The following is a 15,814-nucleotide window of genomic DNA, read 5'->3' on the forward strand; positions in this document are numbered from 1 at the left end:
TATTCCGTTTTCGTTGCCATTGTATTGTGCAGCCGATCACAGTAAAATCCCGCCTCACATCCGTATCCCACTGCGATACGGCCTGATTTGGAATCAGACACTGGAATCTAAGAGCTATGTTTAAACCTGAATTGTTATCGCCTGCGGGCAGCCTTAAAAACATGCGTTACGCATTCGCCTATGGCGCAGATGCTGTTTACGCAGGTCAACCTCGTTACAGCCTTCGAGTTCGCAACAACGAATTCAACCACGAGAACCTACAAATCGGTATCAATGAAGCACATGCCCAAGGCAAGAAGCTTTACGTGGTATGTAACATTCAGCCGCATAACTCGAAACTAAAAACCTTTATTCGCGATCTTAAGCCTATCGTAGAAATGGGCCCAGACGCCTTAATCATGTCTGATCCTGGCCTTATCATGATGGTACGTGAAAACTTCCCTGAAATGCCTATTCACCTGTCTGTACAGGCGAATGCGGTTAACTGGGCCACAGTGAAATTCTGGTCAACCCAAGGTGTTGAGCGTGTCATTCTGTCTCGTGAACTTTCTTTAGAAGAAATCGAAGAGATCCGCGAACACTGCCCAGAGACCGAACTCGAAATTTTCGTTCACGGTGCATTATGCATGGCTTACTCAGGCCGATGCCTACTTTCTGGCTACATGAACAAACGCGACCCTAACCAAGGTACGTGTACTAACGCTTGTCGTTGGGAATACAAAACAGAAGCAGCAAAAGAAGACGAAAACGGTCAGATTGTTGAAGCGAAACCAGCAAATACTGGTGTTAACGTACAGGAAGTTGAAGTGCAAGAAGCACGTCCTGACAATACACTCGGTCTTGGTAAACCAACAGACGAAGTTGTTTTACTTTCTGAGTCTCACCGCCCTGAAGAAAAAATGGCCGCTTTTGAAGATGAGCACGGCACTTACATTATGAACTCGAAAGACCTACGTGCTATTCAACACGTAGAACGTCTAACGAAGATGGGTGTGCACTCACTTAAAATTGAAGGCCGTACTAAGTCTTTCTATTACTGTGCTCGTACTGCGCAGGTATACCGTAAAGCCATTGATGATGCAGTCGCTGGCAAACCATTTGATGAAAGCCTAATGGGTACACTAGAAAGCTTGGCTCACCGTGGCTACACCGAAGGTTTCTTACGCCGTCATACACATGATGCGTACCAAAACTACGAATACGGTTACTCTATTTCTGATACTCAGCAATTTGTGGGTGAGTTCACTGGTAAGCGTCGTGGCGATCTTGCAGAAGTCGATGTTAAGAATAAGTTCATGGTCGGCGACAGCCTTGAAGTAATGACACCGCAAGGTAACGTTGTTTTCACGCTTGAAGTGATGGAAAACCGCAAATCAGAATCTGTTGATGATGCGAAAGGAAACGGCCACTTCATGTTTATTCCTGTGCCTGCTGATATGGACTTAGAGTACGGCCTACTAATGCGCAACCTAAGCGAAGGCCAAGATACTCGAAGCCCGCACGGTTCTGCAGACGGTAAATAATTCGATGGCATTGCTCATTAATGACAAGTGCATCAACTGCGACATGTGTGATCCTGAGTGTCCGAACGAAGCAATCACCATGGGCGAAGAGTTCTATGAAATAGATCCAGCTCGTTGTACTGAATGTAAAGGGCACTACGACAAACCAACCTGTCAGTCTGTTTGTCCGATTACAAAATGTATCATCGTCGATCCCGACAATATCGAAACCGACGATGAGCTGCTTGAAAAGTTCGTTATGCTTCAAGGACTAACTTGATCCGTAACACTAAAAAAAAGCGCCGATAGGCGCTTTTTTTATGCCTGTTATCCGGCTATCAATGACAGCATTTAACTAGAAGCCATAAGCAACATTGAAACGGATATCACGCCCAGGCTCGAGCGTCCCCTGAGCGACCTCACCGTTATTGCCATAGCTTGCATGTGAGCGATAGGCTTTATCCAGCAAGTTCTTAATAGTCAGCGTTAAAGTTAGATCTTGATTTGCGACTGGCAGCCACTGCGCATAAATATCATGCACAGCATAACCTGCTTTTTCATCATACCCTTCAGCGACATCGGTTAACCGCGTGACATAGCGACCGTTATAGCCAATATCAAGGCCATCAAAAACTTGGTAGCCGATATCCGCAACCCACGTATCCCCTATCGCTGTACCAATGCCTTTGGTGTCATCATTCAATGGCTCACCATTTAATTCCGGACGCGACTGGTTATAACTCAAGCTGGTTGAGACAGCTTGCCAATGGTAACCCACACGTGCAGTAAACCCTTTAGTTTCAAGCTCACCTAAATTATCCAGCTCACGTTGCTCTGTCTCGCCAACAACATCCTCAACCTTGGTGACATAAGCCGTTGCCGAAACACTCAGCCCATCACGGAGCCAGTTAACGCCTAATTCCGTATTTTTAGCCCGCTCTTCTTTTCGATCTTCACTACTGTTTGAGCCATCAAGCTTAAAAATTTCACGCACTTGTGCACCACGCACGGCTTCAGCATAGCCGCCATAAACAGATAGCCCCGGAAGCACCTCATAGGTCAGGCTTGCATTCGGGCTGAAGCCACTGTGGTCAAAGCTTGGTCCGTTTGACTCTTGCAGCTCATACTCGTCATAACGTCCGCCCAAGCTCAGCAGCAGCGTATCAATCAAGTAAATATCACCTTGGGCATATACCCCTTTCACTTTACCGCTGTCTTTATCAGAACCATAAATAGGGCTGCCTAGCGTACCTTCATCATCACGGTATTCGACGCCGTAGGTTACGTTATGCTTACCAGCAAATGTGCTGGTATTACGAATATCAGCGCCATAGCTTTTTGCCTCACCCAAATAATCACCCCATGGGCCATCAATATGCTCTAGCGAGGTTTCTGTTCCATAAACCGTAACATCCAGTGCCAGCCATGAGTTATTGGCGGGATCAAACAGGTAATTACCAGTATAGGTTTCACGGATCATTTCTTGGTTAATCGGCACATTTTTGAAGCTTTCGACCCACTGCGGACGATGATAGCGAAAAGCCTCATCTTCACGTCTGTCATAGCTTAATGTCAGCTTTTGTGACTCGGTAAACTCACCGACTAATTTTACGAATCCGACTTTATTTTCGGCTCCGGTATGAGCTTGCTCATCGCCATTGCCATCGGTAAAGTTATCCAGATCGCTATAAGATAATGTCGCAAGTGCACTGATAGTATCGGTTAAGTAACCATAACCACTCAGGCTGGTCTTATAGCCTTCTGTATTATCGTAATATCCAGCCTTCACCAAGGCACCGTAACGCTGATCGCCCCATAGTAAATCTGAAGGATCTTTGGTTTTGAAGCGAATTGCTCCCCCTAGCGCCCCTGCACCATCCGTTGCTCGACCAGCACCGGCAGAAACTTCTACTTGCTGTAACAACTCGGGTTCGATCGATAATTGCCCTTGGTGATGGTAGATATAGCCAGACTGAGTTGCCCCATCAATGGAAACGTTCAACATGGTATCTTCAAGCCCTCGCACATAAATCTTCTGCGATACACTTGAACCACCACCGATGCTAACCTCTGGATCCGTACGGAAAATATCACTCAGGTCATTGGCTTGGCGTTTTTGTAACTGATCGGCATCGATCACAATATCCGGCAAAGAGGATATTCTTCCCGTCACCACCATTGTCTCATCAATCAATTCATTCTCTGATTGAGCTTGGGCTGGGTTCATAACAAGTGCAGCAGAAACAGCAACACTAAGAAAAGTCAGGGGAAATGTACGGCCTTGTATCATTTGCTTTATCCAACATTAATGAGAAGCATTATCAATACCTCTCATTGTCTAGACTGAGCGATTCAAGTAAACAAACTTTACAACTGTTACATTAAAATCCGTTTAAAGTCAGTCACCTATATTCCACACAGTAATAGTTAGCCTCTGTCAGGAAGTCAGCTCGCAAAAAAATACCAACAGGAAATAGTTCCACCCGACACAAGTAATAGAGCTATCAGGCAGAACGATTAATCATGGTGTTAAGAAAGATCGGAGTGATAAAAATTAAATCAGGAAAGTTACGACACAAAGCTATAGCCTTTACCATGCAAGGTCAGTAATTGGTCCGCAGGCATACCAACAGCAATCAGCTTCTTTCTTATTCGGCTCAAGTGCATATCTAAACTGCGATCGTAAAGTGCATATTCCCGCTCAAGCACTTGCCGATAAAGGTAGGGTTTCGGTAATACTTCATTCCGCTGTGAGGCCAGAGTCCAAAGCAATTTAAACTGAATGGGGGTCATTGCTATCATATTACCGGCAAAAGACACATCCATTGATTGGCGATCCATAACGAGCTTATCGAGAACGAGTTCCTTTCCTCTAATCTCAAACTGCTTCGCTGAATAACTCCGCCGCAATATCGCATCAATGCGATAGCATAGCTCCTGAACAGAGCGCTTCACTGGCATATAATCATCTGCACCATACCGAAAACCTATCACTCCCTCAGTATGTTGACCTTCCATCGTCAGTACAATAATGGGGATTGGGGTCAACTCACGACACTGTTTAAGCAAAGCCCACTCATGCATACCTGAAAGCCGCATAGACAAAATAATGAAACTGACCGCTTTTCGTTTTACCTCATCAAGCACTTCACTCCCATTACGGCAACGCTTTACCATGTAGCCATCTTGCCACAATCTCTCACAGATGAGTTGGTTGTACTTTTCATCGGGCTCTGCGACCAAAATCGTTACTTCCTGAGAAAAATTCCGTTTCGTTAGACTCATTTTCAATTAGCTGTTGGTTATCGTTAAAAATAAAAAAGGGCTTAATGCTATTAATTATCAATATCATTAGGCCCTTAATTGCTTTCAGCCTCAATAATTAAATTCGTTTCATACAAATTATTAGAGGCACATCAAACTCCCATTCACAAAACTTATCACTATAGTGCGAATGCTAATTCTTGCATCTTCACCTCTTGCTGCAGTTTGGCAAAGGCGACTTTATCTTTGAGCAAAACAGGTTTTACGTCATCACCAAACCATTCTAAGGACGCCGATTTATTGCTATCTGTAATGATATCGGCCAAAAATGCCTTGTAATCCAGTGCCCCCTCAAACAAAGAGACCATTCCCTCTCGGGTTCCTGCTGGTGAATAAACATTATCAGGGGCGAAAACGGATAGCTGGTGACGCGATGCAATATTCTTTAGATGATAGTGAGCAACGTTTTCCTCTATCTTTTGGTGAAACTCACAGGGATCAGCCCCAGACTCCCACACGTGTAACGTGTCAAAATTGATCTTCAAGGCAGGATGATCGACTTGATCTAATAGCTGAAAAATAGAAGACGGAGTATCTGCCAGCGTATTGGGGTGAGTTTCGACCAATACCTCTAATCCATGCCCAGCAGCATAATCACAGACATGCCTTAAGCGAGTAATCATCTCGGCTCTCTCACCTCTGCTCACACTCTCGCTAGCAACATGGCCTGCAAATGTACGGATTTTGGGCGTCTTCCAAAAATTGGCCAGCTGGCAAACAGATTGGCACTTTGCTTGTGCTATTCGACGATCACCAACAAGGGGGATGTAGTCACTGACCATCGAGACTGATAACCCCATATCAGCTAACCATTTGGCATCATATTGTGGCTGTAATGCGAGGCTGCGGGCATGTACTCCCCATAGCTCAATGCCATCAAAGTAGTTTGAACGCGCCCACTCAGCTAAATATTCCAATGACACCAGCTGATGACGAAACGAAATAGTGCAAATCGATAATTGCATTTTTTTCTCCTCTGCTACTATCAGCACACAGTGCTAAACGTAAATTCACACCAATCCATGTACGCTTCATATAAGCGTGCTCTGATCTTGTTTTCAGTTTTTTCTTGTTTCTCCAGCAGACCATAAATCCCTTTAACCAACTCGATATTCTCGGTTTGTGCCAGTTTCATCACTTGGTATTGCACATTTGAATAGGTTTGTACCAACTCCTCGACCACATCACACCAATGTTCGAATTCATCATCAGGTAGGCCTAAAGCACGCCAGAAAAACGCAAAGCCATGTTCATAAGCATACTTACGAACGGCGATGACCTTTATCTCTCTCAGTGCTTGGCTTAGTTCGCCGAGTGAAGACACACCTTCCCCCTGCACGTAATAGATCAGAATGCTTTTAATTGCGTCATTCAAAGGGCGGTTTTTAGATGTAAAGCACAGCTCAAAATATGCTTTTATATCTTCATCATTTGCAGAGTGAAGCACCTTTTCATCAAAGTAGTACCCCCCCGCAACAGTTGGCTGAGCAATCGCATTGATCACGCGATCACTATCAACCTCGCCCTCCCAGCGGAAGTCCGGATCTGACATCATAAAAGTGTTTGGTCCCGAGCCTTGCTGAAGTAACACGTAATGGGGAAAAGGATTCTGGCTGAATTTATTTTCTCGCTCGGGCAACTGGTACATATCTAACATCACCATCAGCGGCATAGAGTTAGGCTTCCCTGCCAGCAGAGTCATCATTGTCTCGATGTTCTCATTCTTGCCCTTACTTCCCTCATACCAAGCAATCAAATCGCCACCATATAAACGCTTATACCAGTCGCGAAAGACACGGTGATCAACATCATCCGAGTGATAGCGTAAATGATAATTATCTGTCACCGTAAATTCGGCATCCCACACCCCAAAATAAAAAGGCCGATGGTCAATACCCGCGCGCTTCAACGATTCACAGACACAGCTAACAAAACAATGGACTTTGACATCCTCAAACGCTTCCGATTCCATGCTTGTATCATCAACGCTAACCTCACTCTCATTGGCCAAACCCACAATAAACGACGCTAAACTCGCAACCGTCTCATAATCTTTCTTACTTAGATTCTCGTCAGGAACTTTGACCCCTAGATCAAGTTCAAGATGTAGCATCAGCTGTAAAACCAAAACGGAATCTAAATAAAGATCTTCATTAAGCCGTGCATGTTCATGAAAAGCGTCCAAACAAGGGCTCTTCATCGACTCCTCTAGCACCTGTTTAATTGCCAACGTAACCTGCTCATAAGTCATCAATCTATCCTCCTTAACCGATTGCCGGTATGGCAGGTTCCGTCTTCGCTAGCGCGAGCCGGTCTACTTTTCCGTTAGGAAACTTATCAATCTGTTCCACCTGCTGAATATCAACAGGGAGTTGAAAAGCGGCTAACCGGGTACTGCACCAACGCCGGATTAGGCTCGGGGAAAGGTTTTCATCGGCAACAAATTGAAGGCATACCCTGTCACCCGCGAGTGCATCTTGGCGCTTAAATACAACGGCATCGGTGATCGCTGGCAATTCGCTCACCGCATCTTCAACATCTTTCGGATAAACATTCAAACCAGCAACATTGATAAGGTCATCGGCACGAGCAACAAAATGCAGCCGTAGCTGCTCATCGAAATAGCCTAAGTCTCGGGTATGAATAACCTCGCCATTAACTGTAACGGTGATCTCTTCTGGCTGCTGATGGCAACGTCCAGCTTGAACGTGTAGATGGGGCAATACATACCCCACGCTATTATTGGTTTCTGTATTCGGGTTAATGGCTATACAGCCGACTTCCGAGCAGCCATATTGCTGAAAAATATGCTCTGCACGATACTGCAAAGCTTCAAAACAGGCTTTCGGCAACAAAGTGCCTGAAGTCATCACCGCATGTAATTGCTTAGATTGTGGATATAGCGTTGCAATAGACTGAAGCAAGGCTGGCGATGAATAAAGAAGATGATTTGGCGTTTGTTGCAATACCTTAATCAAGTATTTCGGATTGAGCTGGTTGATGATCAGTGGGATCTGCCGACGCTTCAATGCAACCATCACTCCGGCAATTAGCCCATAAGAATGCGTAATAGGGCAAGCAATGATAGGCGTCATGCTATTCGGCGCAGTGAATGTCGAAATATAGCTATCTAATTCCTGATCAATAGAACGCCAAGAGCGACAAATAACCTTTGGCTCACCCGTCGTACCTGAACTGGTTTGTACCAATACGGCTTCAGTTTCAGGAATATCGTTCCCCAAAGGTAAGCAATGCGCTACTGTATTAATGAGTAGATAGTGACACTTAGCCTTTACTGCCATACGTTTAGCTGCCAAGCGAGGCATATCGGCATGGATGGGATAAAGAGACCCGCCTGTTTTTTTTAGATATAAACACAGTGCTAACAAGTACGCAGGATCTGAGCTGCATAATGCAATTCGCTTCCCTTTACAGCGTGAAAGCACATCATGACGAGCAAACTCTTGATAGCGAGCTAAAAAGTAATCATCGCCGTAATAATCATCGTTGATGTAAATCATAAGATCCTTCTGTTCTATCCTTTTCAAAACTCAGCGGGTTGGGAATGAGGTGGTGGCACTCATCTTTTGCCGCGATTAACTTTCGTGTTAATAAAGACTCTGTTAGTACATACGGCTGATCATGCCCCAGCATTGCTAGCCGCTCAGACAATTCAGGGTGTTCAATCTGATAACCATGGAGGCAATCCATCACTTCTTGCCAAAAGTCGGCATCGCAAAATTCATAGTGAGTCATCAATAGGTGGGCGATTTCTGTTAAGTTATAAACAAACAACGTATCCATCACTAGTTCACGTAACAGCTCGATAGATTCCGCTCGGTAATAATTGTCGTGACCGTCAGCAAGAAAAGTAGGGAGATGTTCCTTATCCGCAAGAAAACTATCTGTGAATTCAACGCTTTCATGGAAGTCCCTGACGATCAGTCTGGTCGGCCACCCATCAGCTACTACCAACACCATATTTTGTCCATGCGCTTCTAGCGCAATGCCATGCTTGACTAATAGGTGCCAAACCGGAATCACGACCACCTGTAGCAGCCGAGTAAGCCAACGCTTAAGGCCAAACTGTTCCACCCATCCAGAAATAAACGGCATACCGTCATGCTCAACCATCATCAAGGCATTAAAAGGGATCGCCTGCTCACCTGCAGCCAATACACTTTCGACACTCTGCCGCATGATCAGCGCAAGCTGTCCATCAGCTGGCTCGGTGTGCAATGGGCACTCTGGAGGCTTAAATATGGCTGCCGCAAACTCTTCTAATACCGAGAGTCCTGACAAAGAGGGATCATTTGAAGTGACGGCTGATAGCCAAGTCGATATCTCTGGTGCTCGGCAAACCGAATACGGTTCCAATGTCCGTTTGGAAGATGTATTCACCATGTTCATAGGCAACTTGACGTGAGCTTTCGCGGCTTGTGACACATTCATCAGCGTTCGAACCGATTGGGTCGCTGAGTAATGATCGCCAGTGACGCCCAGAGGGATCACCACCAATAGTGATTCTTGCCTTTCGAGCCATGTTGCTTTCAACTGCTGGTACTGCCAAGGGTGGACTGGCAACAGAGCATATTCATCCCATGACACCCCGTAGTGGCTTAATTGGGTTGTTAGTTGACGCCAACTTTCAAGGCCTAACTCATGCAACCAAAACACATCATGTACACTCGGCAAGGCCATTTGAAGGTGAGTTAACTTCACGGCCAACCATTCAAGCTGGAACCGAGCGGCTGATTCCGGGCCATAAGATTGATGATCAGTAAGACTAAATGCCGTACGTGCTTTAAATGAAGGATGATAAGGGTGCCCCTCATCGAGTAGCCCATCTAATTCAGCGTATTGACAGATCCGGCGCGACAGCTTGCGAGGCAAATTCAACGAATTCCAATCGCATAAACGCACTGTCTGGGAAAGCTCTTCTAATAAGCTGTGTTTTATCTCATTTGGCGATGGCAATTCATTGATGAGTTCAATCAACGCGGTGGAAAAATCACGGCACATATACCGGTTTATAGTCAAGGTTGTAATATCAACCCTCACTCGGCCAAAACCAGTCACCCGCCCCTTCACTGAGTAATGGGTACGAGCAAGTGTCCAGCCAAAAGTGCCACTATGTTCGGGTAAAGCGGAATAGGTTGCATCGACATAACGTTCAAATATCAATGCTTCAACTAACTGCCTCAGTACCCGCTGAGTCACAGACAGAGGGGAGATTTCAGGCAATGGCATGAGTCGGCAACTCTCGGTTATATGGCTGATCTACCAGCAATGGATTATCAATAAAGGTATAAACCGACTGTTCATTTTCAGTTTGTAGTTCATCAATATCATGGACCCTTGTCAGCAAATTGGCTTTCATTGGCAACTTCTCTTCATGCAACAGCCTTTGCACAAACTTTTTGCCAGCCCCGACTAAACGACGTTCCAGACCAGATAACCGCTGCTGGGCAAACGCCAGTAAACTCGGCTCGTCCACAATACCATCAGCCCCTAAGCGACCTATGATTGCAAAAAGATTATTCACCATAAGGTAGTAACAAAATCGGTCGCAAATCATCTCATCATCAAAGTAAAGATCAGAAACAATGGCTAAGTCAGGGTCCAAACTAGCCTGATAGGCTTGGTAGGATTTAGATAAGTAGTAACCTTGGTTATCTCTAAAATAATAGGTCTTAGGCAGCCCTTGCTGATCCAAAGCCAACACACTATTTTGCTGATGCGCTTCTAATGCAATACCGTGCTCATCATAAAGGTGGATCATTGGTTCAATAGCACATTCCCAGTAAGCCGCGAACCACTTCATCGCAGCCAGAAATAGGGTGCAGTTATGCGCTTTCGATAACCGTTTAACTTGATGGTGAAGTAATGAAGCATTACCGGGCAACGGGTCTTGGGCTAATGCCGCAAGCGTCGTCGTGTCTTGATCATTTCCCTGCTTAAAACTGTTTTCTCTGATGATAATTTCAAAACCACTCTCTGCTAATTCAGGTACATCCACCGTGATATAAGCAGGATCGGCGACTATCTGAAAACTGGGATATAAAGATGAAAAACCAGTCTTACGATAGAGCCTAGTCATCACGACACCAGCCTCGAGCTCGTGTCGCTTATTAACCCTTAAAGAGTTGGTAATTTTTACGGGAAGGGAAAACTTAAACATCCAATCAAGTGCCGGACTGTATAAAGATCGGACTGAGGATGTTGCAGTGAACTGTGGCCCATGAGCGCCACAGTCAACAATAAGACCAGCATCAATTAAACGAATAACATAAGGTTGATGCAACAACCATTGCGCCTGAAGTGGGTGCATCGGCAATACAACGTAATCCTCACGCACTAACGCTTCGGTATCTAAACTACTCGCAATAATTTCTTCAGTATCACAGAGTAAAGCTGACCGTTGGCGAACAAGAGAATGGTGAACCTGAAAGTAGTTCAGTTTAAAATACCCCTTCATCTCGGGGGCATAGAATTCATGGTGATATTCCAGCATCCCCTGCCTGCTTTTAGGCGTCGGATGTTGCCAGTGACCAAACACTAACATCTGCTCAGTATCAATGAACCGCATAGCAGTAGGCGCCGATGTGCACATATGATGAGTAATATAACGAGCCATCAATTGCTCGCTATCAACAATACGCCTGAGTAGCTCTTGCTCCTCATTATGGGAAGCTTTATTGTCGCAGTAGGAACTGTAAATTTCTCTCACCAGCATGGATATGACGTTAGCTAAAGGTATTATCTGCACGCCTGAGTCATCGGTGAATAGTACGACCTGATGGAACCGATGCCGACCAACTACAGTGCGATAAGCAACTTCGAGCATCAAGAACCCTCCCCTATGAGTCAAAGGAAGCTTTACCCACCATGCATGCTTACGCGCCATTAATTGATTAAAAGTATCTTGCTCACACTCAGGAAGTGCACCTAAAAGACAATTTTTCTTCCCCCACTCGCCGTCATCAACTTCTCGTAAATATCCATTAATAAAGGCATGAAACGAAGCTTGAGTCGCTATTTTTTTAGCCCTTTGTTCCATTATTTTTTCATCAAACATTACGTCACTGACATCCATATCGAGAAGGCATAGTCAGCGATAGTTATTGATAATGGTTATCATTACAACTCAAGTTACAATTGTTACGAGGATAATTGATAGGGATTCCGAGCTTTAAATACCAAGCTAGCAACTATGGTGTGAGTTAGAAGAATATGTGCTTCATCGCTAATCAAACAAATAGAATAAGATGTCAAACAACAAAGAGTTACCGCTAGTTGGCCCTCCCATTCGCACTTTTTTTTATTATGCTATTCCTTCACTGATCGGGTTACTCGCTATATCAACAACCAGTGTGATTGATGGACTTTTTATCGGCCATATTCTAGGAGCTAACGCGCTAGCAGCTGTTAATTTCCTTATCCCTTACCTCACCTTGATGTTTGCCTTAGCATTAATGATAGCTATTGGGGGATCGGTAATAGCAGGCAAATGCCTAGGAGAAAAAGATAGCGCAGGAGCAAGCGCTATCTTTACTCAGTCGATGTTGGCAATCATCGTAATAGCCATATTGATGGCATCTCTTTCTTATTTTTTTGAATCCCAGCTATTTCGATTACTTGGCGCGCCAGAAGTACTGCACACAACCATGAGCCGTTATTACCAAGTGATCTCATTTTGCTTAATCATCCAGCTACCTAACCTTGTTCTTTATTACTTTATAAGGCTCGATGGCAACCCTGTACTCGGAACACAAGGCTTAATCATAGGGGCTATGACTAATATCTCCCTTGATGGATTATTTATTGGGTATTTAGGTTGGGGAATTGAATCGGCAGCTTGGGCAACAACAATAGCGCAAGCTATACAGTGCCTATATTTATCGCGTTTTTTTAAACAGCCTAATCGTCGACTTCGGATAACACTTTACGGCTTATCACTGCAAGCATTAGCACGCTCACTCTACAATGGCTGCTCTGAGTTTATTAATGAACTATCTGTCGGCATTGTAATATTTACCATCCATTGGCTGATAGTAAGACAGTCTGGAGAACAAGGTATTGCAGGTTTTGCCATTGCCAATTACCTCTTGTTCGTCGGCATGATGATCTATTATGGTTTTATTGACTCGCTCCACATCCTGATCAGCCAAAATGTTGGTGCTGGAAAAATTCATCGTGTCCACAGCTTTATGGCGGTCGCCACGATAACCATCGGACTCGTTTGTATTGGACTAGCCAGTATCGCACTGTACGCCAGCAATATCATCACGGGTATCTTCCTCGACAATCCATCATCACAAGCAGGCATGCAGGCGAAGCAGTACCTCAACTACCTATGGCCATGCTTTTTATTCAGTGGTTTCAATGTATTGCTTTCAGCTTATTTTACCGCTATGCAGCAGCCAATCCCGTCTGCATGTATTTCTCTGTTACGAGGCTTAATATTACCCATCACATTATTACTTCTACTTTCGGCATTGAACAATGACTTACACTTTTTATATGCACTACCGCTTGCTGAGGCAATGACACTTTTCGTTGCCGTTGCACTATATATCAAGCACCGAAAACAGCTCCGAAGCAAGCCTATCGATGCCCCTTGTCTTTATTGATGTAATACGGCTAAACACTGGGGCGGAGGCGTTGGAGGAAGGCGTTTACGCGTCTTTACAACCTTTTTTGGGGCTGTTTTTGACTTGGGTTTAGGTTTCCAAGACGCTAATTCGGCGCCGCAACCATCGCCTGCTGGGGGTGCCTTTTGAGGCTTACAGCTGGTATCTCCATCGGGGCAATGTAGGCGAACATGGAAATGATAATAATGCCCCCACCATGGACGTACTTTTCGTAACCAATCCCGATTCGTCCACTCGCGCTGGCACAGTTGTTCCTTAATCACAGGGTGAACAAAAATGCGTGCAACTCGCTCATCCGCGGCAGCTAACTGAACCAATAAGGCTTGCTTCTCCCCCCAGTTTTCCTGATTAATCTTGTAGTCCTTAATATGAACCATTGGCAACGGTTGTATATCAATAAGCTCTTTTTCAGAAAGGGGGCTATTGGTCAATTTGAGCCAAATGTCGGCATCTAGACCAGTTTGATGACTAGCATGGCCAGAAGAAAAGCGGCCACCTCGAGGCATCGCAATATCGCCCACCAATAATTGTCCGAGTTTAAGCTGTTGGACATCGGTCGAAAGCCCGTGTAAAAACGCAATCATCTCTTTATGGCCATAGTAGCGGCCACGATGGGAACGCATCACCTGAAAGCCATCACCTGCAAGAGGTAGATTCTCACCGCCAGCAAGGCAGCCATTATTATACGTCCCTATCGACTCTGACTGCCCTTCACTTGGAGTCTCTACTTTTTCCCATGGACTTGCTGCACTCGCAAAACTAATAAACAGCGCAAAAATACAAATTAAGAATTGCTTCACTATACTCTCCATCAACCTTATAACAGCATAGCAAGCACGAAAAAGGCTGCCATCTGGCAGCCTAATTTTGTAGAAGCAAATAACGAAGTAACGATTACTTCATTTGTTGATCAAGGTTTAGGATAGTTAATGCATTACTAACACTGGTTGCCAATACATCCACGACCCCTGAACGTAATGCACCAAGCAAAGCAAGTGCCTTACTGTTTTCTGCTGCAGTAACAACAACCGTTGGAATATGGCGTAGCTCTTCCATACTTAAACCAATAACACGATCACTCATCATGGTATCGGCATGCTGCCCTTGGCTATCAAAAAAGTCATAACCCGCAATATCACCGACGACACCTTTTCGAATACGCGCCTCTACGATTTCTTGCGGTGTAAACCAGCCTAATTTCACCATGTGGCTATTTTCATTCATATCACCCACCCCAACAAGCGCTACATCAGCGCGACGAGCACGGTCGAGTGTTTCTTTCACCGTGCCGTTCTTCATGAAGGCTTCTTTAACTTTAATATCTTCAACGTAGGCTGGTGCATATAACGTTTCACTGATCCCACCATATTTTTTCGCTAATAATCGGCAGATATGATCAGCATTTATCGCATTACCTGAACGATGTGTTCCGCCAATACCACTCACAAAACGACACTTACGATGGGGAACGACGCCAACATGGCTAGCAATAGAAGCGATGTTACGCCCCTGCCCCACTGTCACGACCATATCATCGGTTAGCGCAGAGGAAAGGTAGCTAGAAACTAAACTGGCAACTTGTTGACGCTGACTTTCATCATCAGGCTGATCAAGTGCAATTAGCGCACGTTTAAGGTTGAAGCGCTCTATCAATTGCTGCTCTAACTTCTCGCTAAATACTGGGTGATATTTAACGGTAATTTCAACCACGCCCTCATCCCTTGCTCGACGTAATAGTCTCCCTACTTTTGCGCGAGACATACCAAATTTTTTAGAAATTTCTTCCTGCGTCGCGCCATCTTGGTAGTAGGCGATAGCAATTTCAGTCAATAGATCGCTATCAACATGGGTATTATCACTGGGGGTGGCTGTCATAACCATTCCTTGTATTACACGGAAAATAAGCGCTTATATTTTAACGTTATTATTAAGGTTCAGCGAGCACTCACGGCTCTACTCTTATTCTAAGCCGTATAAAAATAACCAATAGAACGAAATACTACAAAATATACAGGCGTAAAAAAACCCGAGTCGTTAGACTTAACGCCATTCGCTTAAGAGCGAGTGGCGTCTCTATTTCGGCTTCTCGCTGGGTACTTAGTTGCTTTTTTCAGTACCGCTCTAGGGTACGGCTTTCTCTTTCGTTTCTTTGGAAGAATTAGCCGTTTCCCATTCTCTCGCATCATTTTCAATGCTTTAGGGATCGCACCTGGGCTACGACCATCAGACCAGATAAACTCATCCTGTATCAGGTATAAGGCATTGATAAAGCTAATTCTCAGAGGCTCTACATTGTGCTCCTTAGCTATTTCAGCCATTTCTAAGCGCACGATA

The 15,814-nt window shown here is 44.8% G+C and carries 12 protein-coding genes and 1 pseudogene; 3 read left to right on the forward strand and 10 right to left on the reverse strand.

The annotated features are described in order from the left end of the window. Window positions 1-116: 116 nt before the first annotated feature. Together trhP and L4D78_RS04865 are read left to right on the forward strand one after the other, a co-directional pair. Entirely contained in the window at window positions 117-1,523 is a 1,407-nt protein-coding gene (trhP, locus tag L4D78_RS04860; protein ID WP_428465888.1) for a prephenate-dependent tRNA uridine(34) hydroxylase TrhP, read from the forward strand. 4 nt (window positions 1,524-1,527) lie between these two features. Continuing rightward, on the forward strand, window positions 1,528-1,782 hold the full coding sequence (locus tag L4D78_RS04865; protein ID WP_428465889.1) for a YfhL family 4Fe-4S dicluster ferredoxin: 255 nt from the start codon (window positions 1,528-1,530) through the stop codon (window positions 1,780-1,782). A gap of 75 nt (window positions 1,783-1,857) precedes the next feature. Here the strand turns inward: L4D78_RS04865 and L4D78_RS04870 are convergent, their stop codons facing one another. The 7 genes from L4D78_RS04870 to L4D78_RS04900 all read right to left on the reverse strand — a co-directional run bounded on the left by L4D78_RS04870 (window position 1,858) and on the right by L4D78_RS04900 (window position 11,886). After that, window positions 1,858-3,792: a TonB-dependent receptor domain-containing protein gene (locus L4D78_RS04870; RefSeq protein WP_428465890.1), complete on the reverse strand. Its 1,935-nt coding sequence runs from the start codon at window positions 3,790-3,792 to the stop codon at window positions 1,858-1,860. A gap of 278 nt (window positions 3,793-4,070) precedes the next feature. After that, window positions 4,071-4,787, reverse strand: a complete 717-nt coding sequence (locus tag L4D78_RS04875) for a response regulator transcription factor (RefSeq protein ID WP_428455917.1) — start codon at window positions 4,785-4,787, stop codon at window positions 4,071-4,073. Between the two features lie 158 nt (window positions 4,788-4,945). Next, the gene (locus L4D78_RS04880; protein ID WP_428465891.1) at window positions 4,946-5,791 is read right to left on the reverse strand and encodes a sugar phosphate isomerase/epimerase family protein; all 846 of its coding nucleotides are present in this window, start codon (window positions 5,789-5,791) and stop codon (window positions 4,946-4,948) included. Window positions 5,792-5,811: 20 nt separating this feature from the next. Beyond that, the gene (locus L4D78_RS04885) at window positions 5,812-7,077 is read right to left on the reverse strand and encodes a DUF6005 family protein (RefSeq protein ID WP_428465892.1); all 1,266 of its coding nucleotides are present in this window, start codon (window positions 7,075-7,077) and stop codon (window positions 5,812-5,814) included. Window positions 7,078-7,090: 13 nt separating this feature from the next. Next, on the reverse strand, window positions 7,091-8,347 hold the full coding sequence (locus tag L4D78_RS04890; protein WP_428465893.1) for an AMP-binding protein: 1,257 nt from the start codon (window positions 8,345-8,347) through the stop codon (window positions 7,091-7,093). Next, complete coding sequence (locus tag L4D78_RS04895; RefSeq protein ID WP_428465894.1) at window positions 8,328-10,076, reverse strand: IucA/IucC family protein; 1,749 nt, start codon at window positions 10,074-10,076, stop codon at window positions 8,328-8,330. Before L4D78_RS04895 ends, L4D78_RS04890 begins: the two co-directional genes overlap by 20 nt. Next, on the reverse strand, window positions 10,063-11,886 hold the full coding sequence (locus L4D78_RS04900; RefSeq protein WP_428465895.1) for an IucA/IucC family protein: 1,824 nt from the start codon (window positions 11,884-11,886) through the stop codon (window positions 10,063-10,065). Before L4D78_RS04900 ends, L4D78_RS04895 begins: the two co-directional genes overlap by 14 nt. Window positions 11,887-12,094: 208 nt before the next feature. On the opposite strand from L4D78_RS04900, the gene L4D78_RS04905 reads away from it, so the two are divergent. Next, window positions 12,095-13,459 carry an MATE family efflux transporter gene (locus tag L4D78_RS04905; protein WP_428465896.1) on the forward strand — a complete coding sequence of 455 codons (1,365 nt, stop codon included), beginning with the start codon at window positions 12,095-12,097 and terminating at the stop codon, window positions 13,457-13,459. Here the strand turns inward: L4D78_RS04905 and mepA are convergent. From mepA to L4D78_RS04920, 3 genes and pseudogenes are all read right to left on the reverse strand, one after another. Next, the gene (gene mepA / locus L4D78_RS04910; protein ID WP_428465906.1) at window positions 13,453-14,283 is read right to left on the reverse strand and encodes a penicillin-insensitive murein endopeptidase; all 831 of its coding nucleotides are present in this window, start codon (window positions 14,281-14,283) and stop codon (window positions 13,453-13,455) included. The genes L4D78_RS04905 and mepA overlap by 7 nt on opposite strands. A 91-nt stretch (window positions 14,284-14,374) precedes the next feature. Further along, window positions 14,375-15,355 carry a sugar-binding transcriptional regulator gene (locus L4D78_RS04915; RefSeq protein ID WP_428455910.1) on the reverse strand — a complete coding sequence of 327 codons (981 nt, stop codon included), beginning with the start codon at window positions 15,353-15,355 and terminating at the stop codon, window positions 14,375-14,377. A 179-nt stretch (window positions 15,356-15,534) separates the two neighbouring features. Then, a pseudogene (locus L4D78_RS04920) lies at window positions 15,535-15,814 on the reverse strand (IS4 family transposase); the annotation flags it as partial.

It is taken from the genome of Photobacterium minamisatsumaniensis, from assembly GCF_050336695.1.
GTDB classification, from domain to species: domain Bacteria; phylum Pseudomonadota; class Gammaproteobacteria; order Enterobacterales; family Vibrionaceae; genus Photobacterium; species Photobacterium minamisatsumaniensis.

Excerpts from the sequence above, each read along its gene's own strand:
- L4D78_RS04900 (WP_428465895.1), bottom strand. The coding sequence starts at position 11,886 with ATGGAACAAAGGGCTAAAAAAATAGCGACTCAAGCTTCGTTTCATGCC.
- L4D78_RS04905 (WP_428465896.1), top strand. The coding sequence starts at position 12,095 with ATGTCAAACAACAAAGAGTTACCGCTAGTTGGCCCTCCCATTCGCACT.
- L4D78_RS04895 (WP_428465894.1), bottom strand. The coding sequence starts at position 10,076 with ATGCCATTGCCTGAAATCTCCCCTCTGTCTGTGACTCAGCGGGTACTG.
- L4D78_RS04915 (WP_428455910.1), bottom strand. The coding sequence starts at position 15,355 with ATGACAGCCACCCCCAGTGATAATACCCATGTTGATAGCGATCTATTG.
- L4D78_RS04875 (WP_428455917.1), bottom strand. The coding sequence starts at position 4,787 with ATGAGTCTAACGAAACGGAATTTTTCTCAGGAAGTAACGATTTTGGTC.
- trhP (WP_428465888.1), top strand. The coding sequence starts at position 117 with ATGTTTAAACCTGAATTGTTATCGCCTGCGGGCAGCCTTAAAAACATG.
- L4D78_RS04890 (WP_428465893.1), bottom strand. The coding sequence starts at position 8,347 with ATGATTTACATCAACGATGATTATTACGGCGATGATTACTTTTTAGCT.
- L4D78_RS04865 (WP_428465889.1), top strand. The coding sequence starts at position 1,528 with ATGGCATTGCTCATTAATGACAAGTGCATCAACTGCGACATGTGTGAT.
- L4D78_RS04870 (WP_428465890.1), bottom strand. The coding sequence starts at position 3,792 with ATGATACAAGGCCGTACATTTCCCCTGACTTTTCTTAGTGTTGCTGTT.
- L4D78_RS04885 (WP_428465892.1), bottom strand. The coding sequence starts at position 7,077 with ATGACTTATGAGCAGGTTACGTTGGCAATTAAACAGGTGCTAGAGGAG.
- L4D78_RS04880 (WP_428465891.1), bottom strand. The coding sequence starts at position 5,791 with ATGCAATTATCGATTTGCACTATTTCGTTTCGTCATCAGCTGGTGTCA.